Annotated in this window: 14 protein-coding genes; 5 read left to right on the top strand and 9 right to left on the bottom strand. The window is 73.4% G+C overall.

Annotation, left to right across the window (positions count from 1 at the left end; all coding sequences use genetic code 11):
- Window positions 1-59 precede the first annotated feature (59 nt).
- Together ACZ5TL_RS16700 and ACZ5TL_RS16705 are read right to left on the bottom strand one after the other, a co-directional pair.
- The gene (locus tag ACZ5TL_RS16700; RefSeq protein ID WP_468590456.1) at window positions 60-737 is read right to left on the bottom strand and encodes an AIM24 family protein; all 678 of its coding nucleotides are present in this window, start codon (window positions 735-737) and stop codon (window positions 60-62) included.
- A gap of 81 nt (window positions 738-818) precedes the next feature.
- A complete protein-coding gene (locus tag ACZ5TL_RS16705; RefSeq protein ID WP_468590458.1) occupies window positions 819-2,183 on the bottom strand; it encodes a CAP domain-containing protein in 1,365 nt (454 codons plus the stop codon).
- Window positions 2,184-2,507: 324 nt separating this feature from the next.
- Between ACZ5TL_RS16705 and ACZ5TL_RS16710 the strand changes: the two genes are divergently transcribed.
- Window positions 2,508-3,752 carry an SGNH/GDSL hydrolase family protein gene (locus tag ACZ5TL_RS16710; protein ID WP_468590459.1) on the top strand — a complete coding sequence of 415 codons (1,245 nt, stop codon included), beginning with the start codon at window positions 2,508-2,510 and terminating at the stop codon, window positions 3,750-3,752.
- A 51-nt stretch (window positions 3,753-3,803) separates the two neighbouring features.
- Here ACZ5TL_RS16710 and ACZ5TL_RS16715 read toward each other — a convergent pair whose 3' ends face one another.
- Window positions 3,804-6,758: a helix-turn-helix transcriptional regulator gene (locus ACZ5TL_RS16715; RefSeq protein WP_468590460.1), complete on the bottom strand. Its 2,955-nt coding sequence runs from the start codon at window positions 6,756-6,758 to the stop codon at window positions 3,804-3,806.
- 482 nt (window positions 6,759-7,240) lie between these two features.
- Between ACZ5TL_RS16715 and ACZ5TL_RS16720 the strand changes: the two genes are divergently transcribed.
- Window positions 7,241-8,122: a universal stress protein gene (locus tag ACZ5TL_RS16720; RefSeq protein WP_468590461.1), complete on the top strand. Its 882-nt coding sequence runs from the start codon at window positions 7,241-7,243 to the stop codon at window positions 8,120-8,122.
- A gap of 70 nt (window positions 8,123-8,192) precedes the next feature.
- On the opposite strand, the gene ACZ5TL_RS16725 is transcribed toward ACZ5TL_RS16720, so the two are convergent.
- From ACZ5TL_RS16725 to ACZ5TL_RS16735, 3 genes are all read right to left on the bottom strand, one after another.
- Window positions 8,193-9,425 carry a DUF4032 domain-containing protein gene (locus ACZ5TL_RS16725; protein WP_468590463.1) on the bottom strand — a complete coding sequence of 411 codons (1,233 nt, stop codon included), beginning with the start codon at window positions 9,423-9,425 and terminating at the stop codon, window positions 8,193-8,195.
- A 41-nt stretch (window positions 9,426-9,466) separates the two neighbouring features.
- Window positions 9,467-10,213 (bottom strand): MBL fold metallo-hydrolase, encoded by a 747-nt coding sequence (locus tag ACZ5TL_RS16730; RefSeq protein WP_468590464.1) that lies wholly within the window; start codon window positions 10,211-10,213, stop codon window positions 9,467-9,469.
- Window positions 10,214-10,344: 131 nt separating this feature from the next.
- The gene (locus ACZ5TL_RS16735; RefSeq protein WP_468590465.1) at window positions 10,345-10,977 is read right to left on the bottom strand and encodes an alpha-ketoglutarate-dependent dioxygenase AlkB; all 633 of its coding nucleotides are present in this window, start codon (window positions 10,975-10,977) and stop codon (window positions 10,345-10,347) included.
- Window positions 10,978-11,188: 211 nt separating this feature from the next.
- Here ACZ5TL_RS16735 and ACZ5TL_RS16740 point away from each other — a divergent pair, with 211 nt between their 5' ends.
- Entirely contained in the window at window positions 11,189-11,827 is a 639-nt protein-coding gene (locus ACZ5TL_RS16740; protein WP_468590466.1) for a TetR/AcrR family transcriptional regulator, read from the top strand.
- 16 nt (window positions 11,828-11,843) lie between these two features.
- A complete protein-coding gene (locus ACZ5TL_RS16745; RefSeq protein WP_468590467.1) occupies window positions 11,844-13,517 on the top strand; it encodes an FAD-binding dehydrogenase in 1,674 nt (557 codons plus the stop codon).
- Between the two features lie 134 nt (window positions 13,518-13,651).
- Here the strand turns inward: ACZ5TL_RS16745 and ACZ5TL_RS16750 are convergent, their stop codons facing one another.
- Window positions 13,652-13,903 (bottom strand): WhiB family transcriptional regulator, encoded by a 252-nt coding sequence (locus ACZ5TL_RS16750; RefSeq protein ID WP_468590468.1) that lies wholly within the window; start codon window positions 13,901-13,903, stop codon window positions 13,652-13,654.
- A 103-nt stretch (window positions 13,904-14,006) separates the two neighbouring features.
- Complete coding sequence (locus ACZ5TL_RS16755; protein ID WP_468590470.1) at window positions 14,007-15,221, bottom strand: saccharopine dehydrogenase family protein; 1,215 nt, start codon at window positions 15,219-15,221, stop codon at window positions 14,007-14,009.
- A gap of 106 nt (window positions 15,222-15,327) precedes the next feature.
- Here ACZ5TL_RS16755 and ACZ5TL_RS16760 point away from each other — a divergent pair, with 106 nt between their 5' ends.
- Window positions 15,328-16,035, top strand: a complete 708-nt coding sequence (locus ACZ5TL_RS16760) for a TetR/AcrR family transcriptional regulator (RefSeq protein WP_468590471.1) — start codon at window positions 15,328-15,330, stop codon at window positions 16,033-16,035.
- Between the two features lie 30 nt (window positions 16,036-16,065).
- Here the strand turns inward: ACZ5TL_RS16760 and ACZ5TL_RS16765 are convergent, their stop codons facing one another.
- Window positions 16,066-16,965 (bottom strand): LysR family transcriptional regulator ArgP, encoded by a 900-nt coding sequence (locus ACZ5TL_RS16765; protein WP_468590535.1) that lies wholly within the window; start codon window positions 16,963-16,965, stop codon window positions 16,066-16,068.
- Between the last annotated feature and the right edge of the window lie 44 nt (window positions 16,966-17,009).

Genomic DNA, 17,009 nt, shown 5'->3' on the forward strand with positions numbered 1-17,009 from the left:
TCAAGACGCCGACGGAACGGACCGGGTTGCCTGTGAGGCGCAGATCACCTGACGGGGGCTCAGTGCTGCCCGGGTTTGTGCGGTGTCGCCTCGCTCGGCCGGACGACGACGTATCCCTCGCCCTGCAGCAGCAGTTGCACGGCCTCGCCGGAGCCGCCGCGCAGCATGGAACCGATGGACTGGGAGCGGTGCAGGGAGGTCTGCAGGCCCGCGGTCCAGCCGACGATCGCGTCCGTGTCGACGTACACCGGGTACTGCGGGGAGACCGGGATGACCAGCGGAGTGCCCTCGCAGACCAACCCCAGCCTGCCGTGCCCGGTGAACACGCTGTTGAACAGGCCGCCGCCGGTGATGCCGGCGCCCCTCACGGTCGCGATGCGGTACGACAGCGTGGCGTCAAAACACAGCACGTTACGGCCGTTGACCGTGAACTCGTCGCCGGGTTCGACATCGACGACGAAGCAGTTCTGCGCCTCGTGCGCGAACCACGCCTCGCCCTGCCCGCGCACGGCCATCAGCGGCAGTCCCTCGCCGGTGACCGCCCGCTTGAGCATGCCCCCCACGCCCTGGCCCTTGCGCTCGAACTGGAGGTTGCCGCGGTAGGAGATCATCGCGCCCTGCCGGGCGAGCATCTCGCCGTTCACCGTGTACCGGATGCATTTGGCGTTCTCGACCGTCATGCCGGGCGCGACGGCCGGCTGGACCATGTGCTCACTGGAAAAGAGGTCACCCTTCATACCGGCATCCTCGCCCGGAGTCCCTCCCTCCGCCAAGATCGAGCGCCGATGCCGCCGGGCAGGGAGCGGGGTGACGCGGTGTCAGCCGCCGAAGAGCTGCGTCCAGTACAGGCCCGCCCGGCCGCCGCCGGCGAACCCGACGCCGAGGTGGGTGAAGCCGGGTTTGAGGATGTTGGCCCGGTGGCCAGGGCTGTTCATCCACCCCTCCACGACCTCGGCCGGTGAGCGCTGACCGCAGGCTATGTTCTCGCCGATGGAACGCAGGGCCGAGCCCGCGGCGGCGGCCCGGTCCCAGGGCCGGCTGCCGTCGGGCGCGGTGTGCGCGTAGAAGGCGCGGGCCACCATGTCCGCGCTGTGCGCCTGCGCGGCGGCGGTGAGCAGCCGGTCGACGGCCAGGGGAGGCAGCCCGGCCCGCGCCCGCTCCCGGTTGGTGAGGTCGGTGACGGCCATCGCCGTGCCGGCCAGCCCGTCCGGTGTGAAGGGCCTGGCCCACAGCGCCGTCCAGTAGGTCTCCCCGGAGGGGGCGTCGTGGACGTGGGCCAGGCCGGTGTGGGTGACCGCCGGGTCGCGCACGGTACGGCGGGGCCCGTCCGCGCGCAGGCAGTACGCGGCGAACTCGCCCGCCGTACGCGGGCCGGACACCAGGTGCTCGCCGATGGTGAGATACGTGTACCCGGAGCCGAGGACACGCTGGTAGACGGAGACGCCGTCGCGGGTCTCGACGCCCAGGCGCCCGGAGGCGGCCATGGCGGCGGCGTGCTCCCGAGCCGCCGACACGAGACGGGCGTCGAGGGAGACCGGTGATGAACCGACCGCGGTCCGGGCGGAGTTGACCAGCGGGAGGAAGCCCTCGGGATCGGGCGCGGAGGGCGCGAAGGGCGGCGGCCCGGGGGAGTGGGCGGCGGACGGCCCGCTCCGTGACGCCGACACCCGGGCACGGTCCGGCTCGGGCGCGGTCTCGGGCGGGTCGTCCACGACGTCGACGCCGAAGTCCCGTGCGAGCCCCGCCAGTCCGTCGGCGTACCCCTGGCCCAGGGCGCGCAGCTTCCAGCGGTCGCCCTTCCGGTACAGCTCCGCGAGCAGCAGCACCGTCTCCTGCGAGGGGTGCGCAGGCGTGAAGCGGGCGAGCGGGCGGCCGCCGCCGTCGATGACGTGGAGCGTGGGGGAGGGGAGTCGGCCGAGAGCGGTCCCCGGCTCGGAGGGGCTGACGGCGACCGTGACCCGGGTGGCGCCGGTACGCAGACGCGCCGGGTCCACGACGAGCGTGTCGCCCCGCAGCCGGGCTCCCGGTGCCTCCGGCTGGTTGTAGAAGACGAAGTCGCCGTCGCCCCGGACCCTTCCGTCGTCGTCCGTGACGAGCGCGGACACGTCGAACGGCCCGGGCACCCGGACGGTCACCGCGCCGCCCGGCAGCGTCAGATTGCCCCCGGAGACCAACTCGCTCATCACGCCGCCCCGCCCTCGTCGTGCCGCCCCTCCGTGAAACGGCCCTGCGGGCACGGAGGTTCCCCCGTCGGCCCGCCCCAAGGAGCCGTGCCGGTGCGCGTCAGGGCAAGGAGCCCACCGCAGCCAGTGATCCCGCTTCCTTGATGTGCGCCGGCGGCACGGCAGGCCAGGCGAGACCGCCTCGCACAGGTCGGCGGCCACACCACTACCGTTACGCCGGGACGACCGCGGGAGCCGCCTCGCACCCGGCGGCTCCGTGACCCTGCGGAACCTCGCACCGTGAGACCACCCGTACGCGACCGACCGGCCGAAGGAGCGCCGACGATGCCTCGCCCCGCCCGCCCCCGTTGCCGTGCCGCCCTGGCCGCCCTCACCTCGTGCGTCGCGCTGGGCTGCGGGACCGGCACGGTGCCGCAGGGGGACCTGCCGAGCCCGCCGTCCAGTGCCCCGACGGGGTCCCGGTACGGCGTGGTCACCTGGGCTTCCTCCGCCGACCGGATCGGCGAGGCGGTCGACGGCCGCAGCTACCGGCTGGTGGTGCACACCAGCGTCGGCGGCAGCGGCCTCAGGGTGCGGCTGTCCAACGCCTTCGGCGACCAGCCGGTGACGTTCGGCAACGTCCACGCGGGCCTGCGCCGCGACGGAGCCGCCCTGGTCCCCGGCAGCAACCGGCGGCTGACCTTCGACGGCGCGCGCACCGTCACCGTCCCCGCCGGCGGCATCGTCTACAGCGACCCGCTGCCCGGCCACGTCCCAGCCGCGAGCACCCTCGCCGTCAGCCTCTACGTCGCCCGGGCGGGCGGCGCGCTCACCGGCCACTGGATGGCGATGCAGACGTCGTACACCACCAACGGCGACCACAGCGCGGAGGAGAGCGCGACCCACTGGAAGCAGCGGACCGGCTCCTGGTTCTACCTCGACGCCGTCACCGTACGGCCCCGCAAGGGGACGGGCGCGGTGGCAGCCCTCGGCGACTCCATCACCGACGGCTGGCATTCCACGACCGACCTCAACCGCCGCTGGCCCGACCACCTCGCCCGCCGGCTGGCCGAGTCCCCCACGAGCAGGGTCGAAGGAGTGGCCAACGCGGGCATCGCCGGCAACAAGGTCCTCATCGACGGCCCCGGGCAGAGCGCCCTGCACCGCCTGAGCCGCGACGCCCTCTCGCTGCCCGGCGTGCGCACGGTGTTCCTCTTCCAGGGCGTCAACGACATCAAGGCCGAACCCGGCGCCACGGCCGCCGGGCTGATCGCCGGGTACCGCACGCTGATCGACCGGGCGCACGAGGCGGGGAAATGCGTCGTCGGCGCCACGATCGCCCCCTACAAGGGCTGGCCGGAATGGGACCCCGCCGGGGAAGCGGTGCGCCGGAAGGTCAACGCCTTCATCCGCGGCAGCGGCGCGTTCGACGCGGTCACCGACTTCGACCGCATCCTGCGCAGCCCCCACGACCCCGAGCGGATCCTCCCCGCCTTCGACGGCGGCGACCATCTCCACCCCAACGACGAGGGGATGCGGGCGATGGCCGACGCCGTCGACATCGGGAGCCTCGACTGCGGGAGGGGCTAGGGTGTATTGACCACGAGCGGTAGTCCCCGAGCCCGTAGGCCCCGTGGCACCTCAGCCGGTCAGCCCGTCAGCCGGACGTGACGGCTCCGGCGTGATCAGGCCCTCCCGGTAGGCCACAGCCACGGCCTCGCCGCGGCTCGACGCGCCCAGCTTGGCGAGGATGTTGGAGACGTGGACGCTCGCCGTCTTGCCGCTGATGAACAGTTCCTCGCCGATCTGCCGGTTGCTGCGCCCGAGGGCGAGCAGCCGCAGCACGTCCTGCTCGCGTGCGGTGAGCCCGCCGACGCGGTCGCCGGCGTCCGGGGTGTCCGACAGCCGGCCGCGGCGGATCAGGGCGTCCACCTGCTCGCGCAGCGGCGCGGCGCCGAGCCGGCCGGCGGCCTCCCGGACCGCGCGGGCCTCGGCCGCCGCCTCCTCGCGACGCCCGGCGGCCACCAGGGCCTCGGCGTACCGGAGCCGGCACCGTGTCCGCTCGTAGACGTCGCCGTAGCCGAACGCCGCCACCGCCTCCGCCCAGGCCGCCGGCGCGTCCGCGTCCGACCCGGCCCGGACCCGTTCGGCCTCGGCGCGGGCCAGCCACGCCTGACCCTCGGGGCCTTGCGGAACCCCGTCCTCGCTGTGGCCGGCGATGGCCCGCGCCAGTTCCACCAGTTCCGCCGCCGTGTCCGTCCAGCGGCCGGCCCCCGCCTCGTCGCCGGCCAGCCTCAGCCCGACGGCCGCGTCCGCGACGGCCGACAACGCCAGCGCGGCGAGCCGCACCGTCACGTCCGGAGGGGTGCCCGCCTCGTCGGTGAGGGCCGTGACCGTCGTCCGCAGCCACCGCACCGCGTCCTCCGGGTCACCGCGCAGCGCCGCGGCGTCGGTGAGCACGATGCCCGAGACCATGGTGGCCATCCAGTCGAAGGGTCCCTCCAGCAGGGCGCGCGCCCGGTCGGCGGCCGTGAGGTCGCCGCGGGCCAGCGCCACGTACAGGGCGGGACCGACCGTGTACCCACCGGCTGCCGGCAGCACCTCGGCATCGGCCGCCGCCGCGCTGACGCACTCGTCCCAGCGGCCCAGCGCGTGCAGGACCAGCAACCGCAGATACCGCATCTCCAGCGGATACGGCGAGGACAGCAGCCCGGCGCGCCGGGCCCGGTCCAGGCCCTCCGTCAGCCAGGGCAGGCACTCCGCCGGTTCCCCGTTCTCGTAGCAGCCCATCGCGAGGTTGAACAGCGCGCGCAGTTCCACGGCCGCGTTGCCCGAACGCGTAGCCAGCTCCCTGGCCTTCAGCAGCCGCTCCCGGCCCTCCGGGCCGCGCCGCCCGCCGCCGTCGAAGCCGGCCAGGGAGATCAGCAGGTCCGCCTGCGCGTCGGTCACCCGCAGCCGCTCGGCCACGTCCAGTGCCCGGCGGGCGACCTTCAGCGCGGTGTCGTTCTCCCCGACGTAGCGTGCGGCCATGGCATGCGTGGCCGCCGCCCACACCCACGTCCGCGACGGAGGATCCTCCGGGATCATCGCCAGGGCCTCGCTGCTGTAGGCGAACGCCGCCGTCAGGCTGTCCACGCTCAGCAGGTTCCCGGCGAGGGTGTAGCGGACCCGGGCGGCGAGCTCGGAGTCGGCGTCCTGCCCGAGTTCCGTCAGCGCGGACCGGGTGAGCGAGACCGCTCGGTGCAGCTCCCCGGCGTGCGCGGCCGCAGCCGAGGCCCGCAGGGTGAGGGCCACCCGGTCGGCACCCGCGCCCGAGGGCCGCGCCTCGGGCCCCACCGCGGGCCACAGATCGAGGACCGTTTCGAGGTGCCGCTGCTCCTCGGCCGGCGCGCCGACCCGCTGGGCGTGGTCGGCGGCCTCCAGCGAGGCGGCCAGCGCCTCGGCCAGGTCGTGGCTCTCGCGGTAGTGATGGGCGCGCTCGGCGGCGCTCTCGGCGAGGTGCCCGCGCCCGGCGAGCAGCCGCGCGAACGCGCCGTGCAGCCGGGCCCGTTCCCCGGGCAGCAGATCGGCGTAGACGGCCTCGCGGGCGAGGGCGTGCCTGAAGGAGTACGTGTCGTCGTCCCCGGCGACGAGCAGTTGCCGCCCCACCGCCTCCCGCAGTGCCGACTCCAGTTCCGCCTCGGGCAGCCCGACCGCCTCCCGCAGGAGATCGTGCTCGACGCGGCGTCCGGCGACGGCGGCGGTCCGCAGCACCTGCTGCCCGGTGTCGGAGAGCTGCTCGAAGCGGATCAGCAGCACGTCGGCGAGTCCGCTGGGCACCCCGCCGGACTCGGTGTCGGTGGCCGCCAGCAACTCCTCCGCGTAGAAGGCGTTCCCCTCGGCCCGCTCCACGATCCGCCGCACGGTGGCGTCCGGCAGCGGCCGGCGCTCCAGGGCCCGCACCAGCCGGTCCACGTCGGGGTCGGCCAGCGGCCGCAACTCCAGCCGCTCGACGGCGGGCAGCCGGACCAGCTCCGCCAGCAGCGGCCGCAGGGGATGGCGGCGGTGCAGGTCGTCCGCCCGGTACGAGGCGAACACCGCCAGCCGCCGCCTCAGCACGCCCCGGCCGAGCAGGAACCGCAGCAGATCCCGCGACGACTGGTCGGCCCAGTGCAGATCCTCGAGCACGAGCAGCAGCGGGGCGGCATCGGCCACGTCGGCCAGCAGCCCCGCCATCCCCTCGAACAGCCGCAGCCGCCCGTCCACGTCCCGCACGGAATCCGTCCCGGCCCCCCGCAACCGCTCGACCACGGGATGAGCCGCCAGGGCGTCCGAGAACCGCTCGTCGGCGGCGAGCACGCCCAGAATCCCGGTGAACGGCAGATAGGGCAGCCCGACGTCCCCGAGATCCACACAATGCCCGGTGACCACGGTCATGCCCGCGTCGGCGGCCCGCTTCCCGGCCTCGTCCAGCAACCGCGTCTTGCCGACGCCGGCGTCCCCCGCGAGGAGCACGGCCCGGGCCTCACCCCCGCGCGCACGTTCCAGCACCCCGGAGAGCCGGGTGAGTTCGGCATCCCTGCCGACTACCGGCGTGACAGATGAAGCCTGCCGCACAGGACCAACCTTCTTTTCTCAGGGACGTGGGGCTGTGACATTACGCGGCTCCGCCGCGGGGGAGCGCTCCACCCATCAACAACACGCGGCCGCCGAACCGTCATTGAGCTCCGGGCTCGCAGGCCCGCAACACCTTGGCCCCGTCCGCCGGCACCCGCCCGGCGGGACGCCTCGCACGCGGTGAGGACCTCCGCGCCGCACGTCGCCGCCCGCCGCCGGGTCGGAAAGCCGCGCCGCCTCAGGTCCCGGGACACGGCCCCGGAGACCCCGGATCGACGTCGACGGTCATGATGGCGCTCCGCGCCGCGTCGGCGGCCTGTGCCATACGTCCCCATCCGTCTCCTGCCGTCCTGCGCGACGTGGGCGTGCCGCGCGCCGTCCAGGCGTCCTGGCCGTCTGATCCACTCCCACCTCAAGGCCGAGCGGACCGCGTAGTGAAGACTGAGCGGCACGCAGTGACCATGACACAAGGAGGCAGTCGGATGACACGCCCGATCACCGCAGGGGTCGACGGATCGCAGGAGAGCATCGCGGCGCTCGCCTGGGCGGCCCGGGAGGCGGTACGGCGCGAGCGGCCGCTGCGCGTGGTGCACGCCTGGCGGGTCCAGCCGCCGGGGGCGCTGGAAGCGGGGACGGAGGCGGACGCGGACAGCCAGGCGGAGTGGGTGCACGGCGCGGTGACCGAGGCCGTCGGGACCGTCACCCAACGGCACCCGGACCTCCAGGTGACCACGGACGTCGTGGAGGGCACGGCCGTAGGGACCCTGCTCGCCGCCGCTGCCGACGCCGAAATGCTGGTGCTCGGCTCGCGCGGGCACGGGCCGATCGTCGGCTTCCTGCTCGGCTCGGTCGGCCAGCAGGTCATCGCCGAGGCCACCCGGCCCGTGGTGCTCGTCCGGGCCGACGACCGGCCCCTGGGCGAGGCCGCCGGGCGCGAGATCGTCGTGGGCCAGCAGGGCGACCCGGAGGACAGCGCCGACGCGCTGCGCTTCGCGTTCGAGACGGCCGCCGCGCGCGGGGCGGCCGTGCGGGTCGTGCGCGCCTGGACGCTGCCGCCCGTTTTCGCCTACAGCCCGGGCTCCCTGAAGCTCCTCGACGAGGCCGGGGGGCTGGAGCCGTACGAGAAGAAGGGCCTGGCCGCCGCGGTCCGGCCGTGGCGGGAGCGCTTCCCCGACGTGCCGGTCGTGGAGCACGTCGAGATGGGCAGCGCCGGCCAGGTGCTGCTGTCGGTGTCCGGGACGGCCCAGCTGATGGTCGTCGGCCGCCGCGCCCGCCGTACGGCCGTCGGTGCCCGGATCGGCTCGGTGGCCCACGGCGTGCTGCACCACGCGGACTGCCCGGTCGCGGTGGTGCCGCACGCCTGACGCGGCCCGCCTCCGGCGGCGGGCCCCTCGGCCGTCCGGCCCTCCGCCGGAGGCCGCGGCCCGCCGCGCGTCACTCCGCCGTCGGCTGCAGCGTCTTGCTCGTCTTCGGCAGGATGTTCGTGATGTAGTCCTCGACCACGGCGTCGAGGCCGATGTCGTGCTGGGCCCGCTCGGACAGGTACCAGCGGTGTTCGAGGAGCTGGTGGTAGATCTCCGCCGGTTCCATGGTGCCGCGCAGTTCGGGCGGCACGGCCCGCACGGTCGGCCGGAACACCTCCCGCACCCAGCGGTGCGCCAGCACTTCCGGGCGGGCGCCCAGGGGGTCGCCCGGGGCGTAGTCGTCCTGGGTGGCCATCCAGCTCTCCAGGTCGTTCAGCAGCCGCCGGGCCTGGTTCTCCTCCGTGTCCAGCCCGGTCAGGCGCAGCAGCTGCCGCTGGTGGTGGCCCGCGTCGACGACCTTGGGCACGAAGCTGACCGTGTCACCGTTCGAGGCGTGCTCGATCTGCATCTCGGCGACGTCGAACCCGAGGTCGTTCAGGCGGCGGATCCGGCGTTCGATGTAGTGGTACTTGCCGGCCGGATACACCGACGTCCGGGTCAGCTCGTCCCACAGGCCGCGGTAGCGGGCGCAGATCTCCATGCCGAAGTCGATCGGGTCCACCGACGGGTGCAGCGCCCCGGACGCCTCCAGGTCCAGCAGCTCCCCGCTGATGTTCACCCGGGCGAGGTCGAGGTCGTACTCACGCTGCCCGACGCTGAGCTGCGGATGCAGGTCGCCGGTCTCGGCGTCCACCAGATAGGCCGCGTAGGCGCCCGCGTCGCGCCGGAAGAGGGTGTTGGACAGCGAGCAGTCGCCCCAGGCGAACCCGGCCAGGTGCAGCCGCACCAGGAGCACGGCGAGGGCGTCCATCAGCCGGTGCATCGTGGCCGGGCGCATGGTCGTCTCGAACATCGAGCGGTACGGCATCGAGCCACCCAGGTGCCGGGTGACCAGGACGCTCTCCAGCGGGGCGCCGTCCGCGTCGGTGCGGCCGGTGACCACGGCCAGCGGGTCCACCGCCGGGATGCCGATCCGGTCCAGGTCGCGCAGCAGCCCGTACTCGCGCTGCGCGGGCCGCTCGGCCAGCTCCTTGACGGCGATCACCTCGTCCCCGGCCCGGGAGTAGCGCACCACGTGCCGGGAGATGCCGCGGGGCAGCGGGACGAGGTACTCCTCCGGCCACTCCTCCAGGGGCAGGTGCCACGGCAGTTCCAGCAGGAGTGCGGGATGCTCCGGGTTCGTCGCGCTGATCTGCAGTGCCATGCGCCGGGTGTCCTTGTCTCGCCGCCGATCGTCACATCAGGTTAGAGGGCCCGGTCCCGGGCCCTCTGCGCGGCGTCCCTCACGGAGCCGTGGTGCACGGGCCCGTGCCCGGGCAGCAGCAGCTCGGCCTCCAGCTCCGCGAGCACGTCCAGGGAGGCCAGGGCGCGCGGCCGCTCGTGGTGGAACATGTCCGGCAGCAGCTGGGGCCCCTCGATACGCGAGGTGGAGTGCCCGCTGACCAGGGCGTCGCCGGAGATGAGCACTCCGGTGCCCGGCAGGTGGTAGGCGCAGTGGCCGCCGGTGTGGCCCGGTGTGTGCACCGGCACGGGCCGCCCGGGCAGGTCCAGGGCCCCGGCGGCCGGGAACACCTCGGGGGCGGCGACGGGGACGTGGGCCGTGCCGCCCGAGCGGAGCGCGTGCACCGCCCACGGCAGCACGCCCGGCCGCCAGCCGTTCCGCAGCACCGTCCCGACGGAGACCTGGTGCAGGAAGTCCCGGCGCGCGTGCGGCACTTCGGCCTCGTGCAGATAGACGGGCGTGCCGTACGCGGAGCGCAGATACTCGGCGGAACCCAGGTGGTCGTTGTGCGCGTGCGTGATCAACACGGCCGCGACCGCCTCCGGCGAGCCGCCCACCTGCGCGAGCGAGGCGAGGAGCTGCTCACGGTCACCGGGGTAGCCGGTGTCGACCAGCGTGACGGCGTCCCCCTCCGAGAGGATCACCCAGTTGGTGTGAGACCCGTGCGCCAGGTAGGTGCCGTCCGCGACGTGGTGGATGTCCGCCCGCATGATCGTCCCGCCTGTGTGGTCCTGCTCCCCGGCCCGACGGGGCAAGGAAAGCAGACCCCGCCGGAGGCGGAAGCGACAGGTCCGCTCCACGGGTCGGGTCGGGGCGGCCCGGTCCGGCCCTTCGGGCCGGCTCAGCGCACGCCGTGCGGCCGGAATTGGATGCTGATGCGCGGACCGGCCGCGCGCGTGCTCTTGGGGATCGCGTGCTCCCAGGTGCGCTGGCAGGAGCCGCCCATCACGACGAGATCGCCGTGGCCCAGCGGACGCCGCACGGTGTCACGACCGCCCCGCATCGGCCGCAGCAGCAGGTCCCGGGGCGCTCCGACGGACAGGATGGCGACCATCGTGTCCTCGTGCGCACCGCGCCCGATCCGGTCGCCGTGCCAGGCCACGCTGTCCCGGCCGTCGCGGTAGTAGCACAGGCCCGCCGTGGTGAAGGGCTCGCGCAGTTCCCCGGCGTAGTGGGTGCTCAGCGCGTCCCGCGCCTCCACCAGCACCGGGTGCGGCAGCGGGTCGTCCACGCCGTAGAACGCGAGCAGCCGCGGGACGTCGACGACGTGGTCGTACATCTGGCGCCGCTCGGCCCGCCACGGCACCTCCGCGGCCAGGTGCTCGAACAGGTCGTCCGAGCCGCTGAGCCACGCGGGCAGCACATCGAGCCAGGCGCCGAAACCGAGGTCGGTCCGGCCGATCCCGTCGAGCGGGCCGAGGCGCAGCTCGTCGGCCTGGTCGAAGAGGGAGCCCTGGAGGTGGTGCGCGGTCATGCGCCCAGCCTACCGCCTATTCGAATGTGTGTTCCCGAAGTCTTCGGGGCCACCGCTTTCCGGGCCATCGATTTCGCAGCCATCGATCTCGGAACTGTGGCCTGCGGAGCTGTCGCCTGCGAGGTCATCGGCTTCGGGGCTGTCGGCGGACCGAACCTTCGGATACATTTCTGTATCCGATACGTTCCTGTATCGAACGGAGGCGGGCAGGGTGGCAGCGCAGGGCACGACCGGGCGCGTGACCAGACGCCGTGTCCGCACGCGCGCCAACCTCCTCGAAGCGGCGTTCGCCGTGTTCGCGGCGAAGGGCTTCGGGCATGTCTCGATCGAGGAGGTCTGCGAGGCCGCCGGCTACAGCAGAGGCGCCTTCTACTCCAACTTCTCCAGCCTCGACGAGCTGTTCTTCGCCCTCTACCGGGAGCGGGCCGAGCTGATCGCGGAGCAGGTCTCCGGGGCGCTCGCCCTCGACGGGCCCGACCTCGACGTCCCCGCCGCCGTGGACCGCGTCACCGGCGTGCTGCTCCTCGACCGGGACTGGCTCCTGGTGAAGACGGACTTCCTCGTGCACGCGGCCCGCGACCCGGAGGTGGCGCGGAGTCTGCTGGAGCACCGCGCGCGGCTGCGGCAGGCGATCGCCGACCGGCTCGCCCGGGCCCGCGGGCACACCGCACTGCCCGCGGTGCTCGGCGACACCGACGGTGCCGCCGGCGCCGTGGTCGCCGCGTACGACGGCGTCACCACGCAACTGCTGCTGGACCGGGACGTCGAGCACGCCCGGGCCTGGCTGAAGCAACTGCTCACGGCCCTGCTGACCGACGGCAGCGGCACCCCCGACCACAGGCAGAACTGAAGAAGGGAACGTCGCCATGGATGCCGACGTCATCGTCGTCGGAGCGGGCCTCGCCGGCCTGGTCGCCGCCCATGAACTGACCAGCAGGGGCAGGAGGGTGGTCCTCGTCGACCAGGAGAACGCCGCCAACCTCGGCGGGCAGGCCTTCTGGTCCTTCGGTGGGCTGTTCCTCGTCGACTCGCCCGAGCAGCGGCGTCTGCGCATCAAGGACTCCTTCGACCTCGCCTGGAGCGACTGGCGGGGCAGCGCGGGCTTCGACCGGCTGGACGACGAGGACTCCTGGGCCGTGCGCTGGGCACGCGCCTACGTCGAGTTCGCCGCGGGGGAGAAGCGGTCCTGGCTGGACGGTCACGGCATCAGGTTCCTGCCCACGGTCGGCTGGGCCGAGCGCGGCGACCTCACCGCGCACGGGCACGGCAACACCGTGCCCCGCTTCCACATCGCCTGGGGCACCGGCACCGGAGTCGTCGAACCGTTCGTCCGTTACGCCAGGCAGGCCGCGCGCGACGGCCTGCTCACCTTCCACCACCGCCACCGCGTCGACGCCCTGGTCGTCGAGGGCGGCACCGCCCGGGGCGTGCGCGGCACGGTCCTGGCCGAGGACACCTCACCTCGCGGTGTCGCCTCCAACCGCGACCCGGTCGGTGAGTTCGAACTCACCGCGCAGGCCGTCATCGTCACCAGCGGCGGCATCGGCGCCGACCACGACATCGTCCGCCGCTACTGGCCCGAGCGACTCGGCACGCCGCCCAGGGAGATGGTCACCGGCGTACCGGCCTACGTGGACGGGCGGATGCTCGACATCAGCGCCGAGGCGGGCGTACGGCTGGTCAACCGGGACCGCATGTGGCACTACACCGAGGGCCTGCGGAACTGGGACCCGATCTGGCCCGGCCACGGCATCCGCATCCTGCCCGGCCCGTCCTCGATGTGGTTCGACGCCCTCGGCCGCCGCCTGCCCGGCCCGTACCTGCCCGGCTACGACACCCTCGGCACCCTGAAGCACCTGCGCACCACCGAGGACATCGCCGGGTACGACCACTCCTGGTTCGTCCTCACCCAGAAGATCATCGAGAAGGAGTTCGCGCTGTCGGGCTCCGAGCAGAACCCCGACATCACCGCCAAGGACCGCGCGGGGTTCCTCAAGGAACGCATCCTCGGCAAGGGCGCGCCCGGGCCGGTCGACGCGTTCCTGCGCAAGGGCGCCGACTTCGTCACCGCCCCCGGCATCGAGCAGCTCGTCGAGAAGATGAACCAGCTCACCGACAAGCCGCTGCTCGACGCGGCCGGGATCAAGCGCCAGATCGAGGCCCGCGACCTGCAGATCGACAACCCCTACGCCAAGGACGCCCAGGTGCAGGGCATCCGCAACGCCCGCCGCTACATCGGCGACCGCCTCGGGCGGGTCGCCACCCCGCACCGCATCCTCGACCCGGCCGCCGGCCCGCTGATCGGCGTCAAGCTGCACGTCCTCACCCGCAAGACGCTCGGCGGCATCCAGACCGACCTCGACTCCCGCGCCCTGGGCGCCGACGGCAAGCCGGTCGAAGGCCTCTACGCGGCCGGTGAGGTCGCCGGCTTCGGCGGCGGCGGGGTGCACGGCTACAACGCGCTTGAGGGCACCTTTCTCGGCGGCTGCCTCTTCTCCGGGCGGGCGGCGGGCCGGGCGGCGGCGAAGCAGACCGGCTGACCTCGCAGATCGGCCCGTCTCCTCACGCTCTCAGGACGGGGGCACTGTGTCGCGGCCGACAGGGCCTGCTGTCCGGATCACGTCTCGACACGACCCGGACAACAGGCCCGCTCCCAGGGGGTGGTGGCCGGGAGTCAGGCGGAGCGGCGGCGGGCGGCGATGCGCCGCTTCAGCGCACGCCGCTCGTCCTCGCTCGTCCCGCCCCACACGCCGATGGACTGTCCCGTGTCCAGCGCCCACTGCAGGCACTGCTCCTGTACCGGGCAGCGCCGGCACACCGCCTTGGCCTGTTCGGTCTGCAGCAATGCCGGGCCGGAGGTGCCGATCGGGAAGAACAGCTCGGGGTCCTCGTGCCGGCAGGCGGAGTGCTCTCGCCAGTTGTCCATCGAAGTCACCTGCATCGCAGTAGGAACGTACTCTTTCGGATGCTTACTCCTTCTCGGGTCACCTGTCGATGCGTGGTGAAACAGGGCCTTCCCGGACAGCCGTTCACTGCTCCCGCACGCCCCAGGGGGAGCCATAGGCCGTCAGCAGGTCCAGGAACGGCCGGGCCGGGAAGGCCTCCGGGCCGAGCACGCCCGCGCCCGACCAGGCGCCGGTGGCGAGGAGTTCGAGCGCCACGACGGGGTTGACCGCGGTCTGCCACACCACGGCCTGGGAGCCGTACTCGGCCATGGACCACTGGTTGTCGACCACGTGGTACAGGTACACCTCGCGCGGCTCGCCGTCCTTCACGCCCCGCACCCAGGTGCCCGCACAGGTCTTGCCGTGCATGCGCTCGCCCAGTGTCGCCGGGTCCGGCAGGCACGCGGCGACCACGTCCCGGGGGGAGACCGCCACCGGACCGTCCGGTCCGGGCACGGTCACCGGGCCGGTGCGGTCCAGGCCCAGCAGGTGCAGCGTCTTCAGCGTCTCGACGAACTCCCGGCCCAGGCCGTACTTGAAGGTCACCCGGCGTGCGTCGACCCAGCGCGGGACGAGCAGCACCTCCTCGTGCTCGACGTTCACGCACTCGACGGGGCCGATGCCCTCGGGGAAGTCGAACACCTCGGGCTCGCTGAAGGGTTCGGTGGTGAACCAGCCCCGGTCGATCTCGTAGACGACCGGCGGGTTGAGGCACTCCTCGATGGTGGTCCAGATGCTGAAAGACGGCGCGAAGTCACAGCCGTCGACGGTGAGGTTCGCGCCGTCGCGGATGCCGATCTCCTCGATCTCGTCGAAGAGTTCGTCGGCTGCGTAGCGCGCGAAGACGTCCGACAGGCCCGGCTCCACTCCCATGCCGACGAGGGCCAGCAGGCCCTCCTTCTCCCAGTCGGCCGCCTGCTCGAACTGCTCGTCGCCGAGCTTGACCCCGCATTCCGTGTACGGCCGCTCGGCGTGCGGGCGGGACAGCGACATCGCCATGTCGAGATAGGTGGCGCCCGCGGCACGGGCGGCCCGGAACAGGGGCATCACGAAGCGCGGGTCGGTGGCGTTGAGCAGGACGTCGCAGCGGTGCCGTGCGAGCAGACGGGCCACGGCCGTCTCGTCGCCCGCGTCCACCCGTTCCGCCGTGAAACGGCAGTCACCGAGCGCCGCGACCGCCGCCCCCGCCCGGTCCGGGTCGTAGTCGGCCACCACCATGGCCTCGAAGAACGGCCGCCGGGCCGCGATCTTGGTGATCGCGCCGCCCACACCACCGGCACCCACGAGCAGTACGCGCATGACAGAAACTCCCTATTCACGAGGAACCTCAGCCTCGGGGGAGATGGAACGCCGCCTCATGTCATAAGGTCAATGGCGTTGGCATAAGGGCAGGAAGGAGACGGCCGTGCCGAAGGCCGTGGTGACCGAGGAGAAACGCCGCCGGCGCAGGCCCACCAAGAGCGGCACCGTCCTGTCCGAGGAACTGATCGTCGAGACGGCACTGCGGATGCTGCGCGAACACGGCAGCGCGGGCCTGACCGCCCGTCGCCTCGGCCTCGCCCTGGACGCCGACCCGAGCACGCTCTACCGGTACTTCCGCGGCATGGACGACCTGACGCTCGCCATCGGCGACGCCCTCGTCGGCCAGGCGCTGGACGGCTGGCGGCGCACGGGGGAGTGGCGGGCGGATCTGCGGTCCTTCGGGCTGCGGATGCACGCCGCGTACGTGGAGCATCCGCAGGCGGCGGTGCTCACCGCGAGCCGGGTCTCGGGCCGGGCCAACGAACTCGCCGCCGACGAGGCGGTCCTGGACGTCCTGTGCACCGCGGGCTTCCCGCTGCCGGAGGCGGTGCGCGTCTTCCACGCCTTCATCGACACCACCCTCGGCTTCGCCGCGCTCGACGCCGCCTCGCTGGCCCTGCCGAGCGCCTCGCTGCACGCCGACGAGGAGATGTGGAGCTCGACCTACGCCCGCCTGCCGGCGGCCACCCACCCCCGTATCGCCGAGGCGGCGCCCCTGCTCGCCGCCCGCATGCCCACCAGCGCCTACCCGACGGCCCTGGAGATGCTGCTGGACAGCGCGGCGGCCCGGCTCGACAGCGTCCGAACCTGAGGCGAACCTCAGGCATGCGGACCTGAGGCGTCAGGCCCGCAGTGCCTCCGCCGCGGTCGCCGTCACCGTCTCCGCCACGTGAGCCAGTGCCGGCGAGTCGAGCTTCCACTGCTGCCAGTACAGCGGCACGTCCACGGTCCGCTCCGGGGCGATGCCGACGAGGCGCCCGTCGCGCAGCAGGGGTTCCGCCTGGGCCTCGGGCACCAGGCCCCAGCCCAGTCCGGCGGCGACCGCGTCGACGAAGCCCTCCGAGGTCGGCACGTAGTGCCGCAGCGCGCTCGCACCGCTCCGCCCCCGCGTGAGCCGGCGGACGAAGCCGTCCTGGAAGTCGTCCTTCCGGTCGAAGACCACCACGGGCGCCTCCAGCAGCACCTCCGCCAGTGGCCCGCCCAGGTGGCGCGCGGCGAAATCCGGCGCGGCCACGGGGATGTAGCCCATCCGTCCCAGCGACCGCACGGAACAGCCCGGCACGGGATCCGGCGAGGAGGTCACCGCGGCCATCACCACCCCCTCCCGCAGCAGCGCCGCCGTGTGGGCCTCGTCCTCGCGGCGCAGCTCGAAGCAGAGCCGCAGCTCCTCGGGCACCTGCGTGAGCACCGGGAGGAACCAGGTGGCCAGCGAGTCCGCGTTCACCGCCACCGACACCCGGGTCGGCTCCCCGGTGCCGCTCAGCCCGAGCTCCGCGTACGCGTCGCGCTCCAGCCGTGCCACCTGGCGGGCCAGCCGGACCAGCACCGCGCCCGAATCGGTCGGCCGCACCGGCTTGGTCCGCAGCAGCAGCACCCGCCCCGTGCGCTGCTCCAGCGCCTTCACTCGCTGGCTGACCGCTGACGGCGTCACATGCAGCGCGGCCGCCGCCGCGTCGAACGTCCCCTCGTCCACGACGGCGAGCAGCGTCCGCACCTGATCCAGCGGGAGATCCGTCATCATCACGAGTGCTAACGATACGTAAGAACCTTTAGCTGGACCCGCAT

The sequence above is a fragment of the Streptomyces sp. NPDC033136 genome, assembly GCF_055578235.1.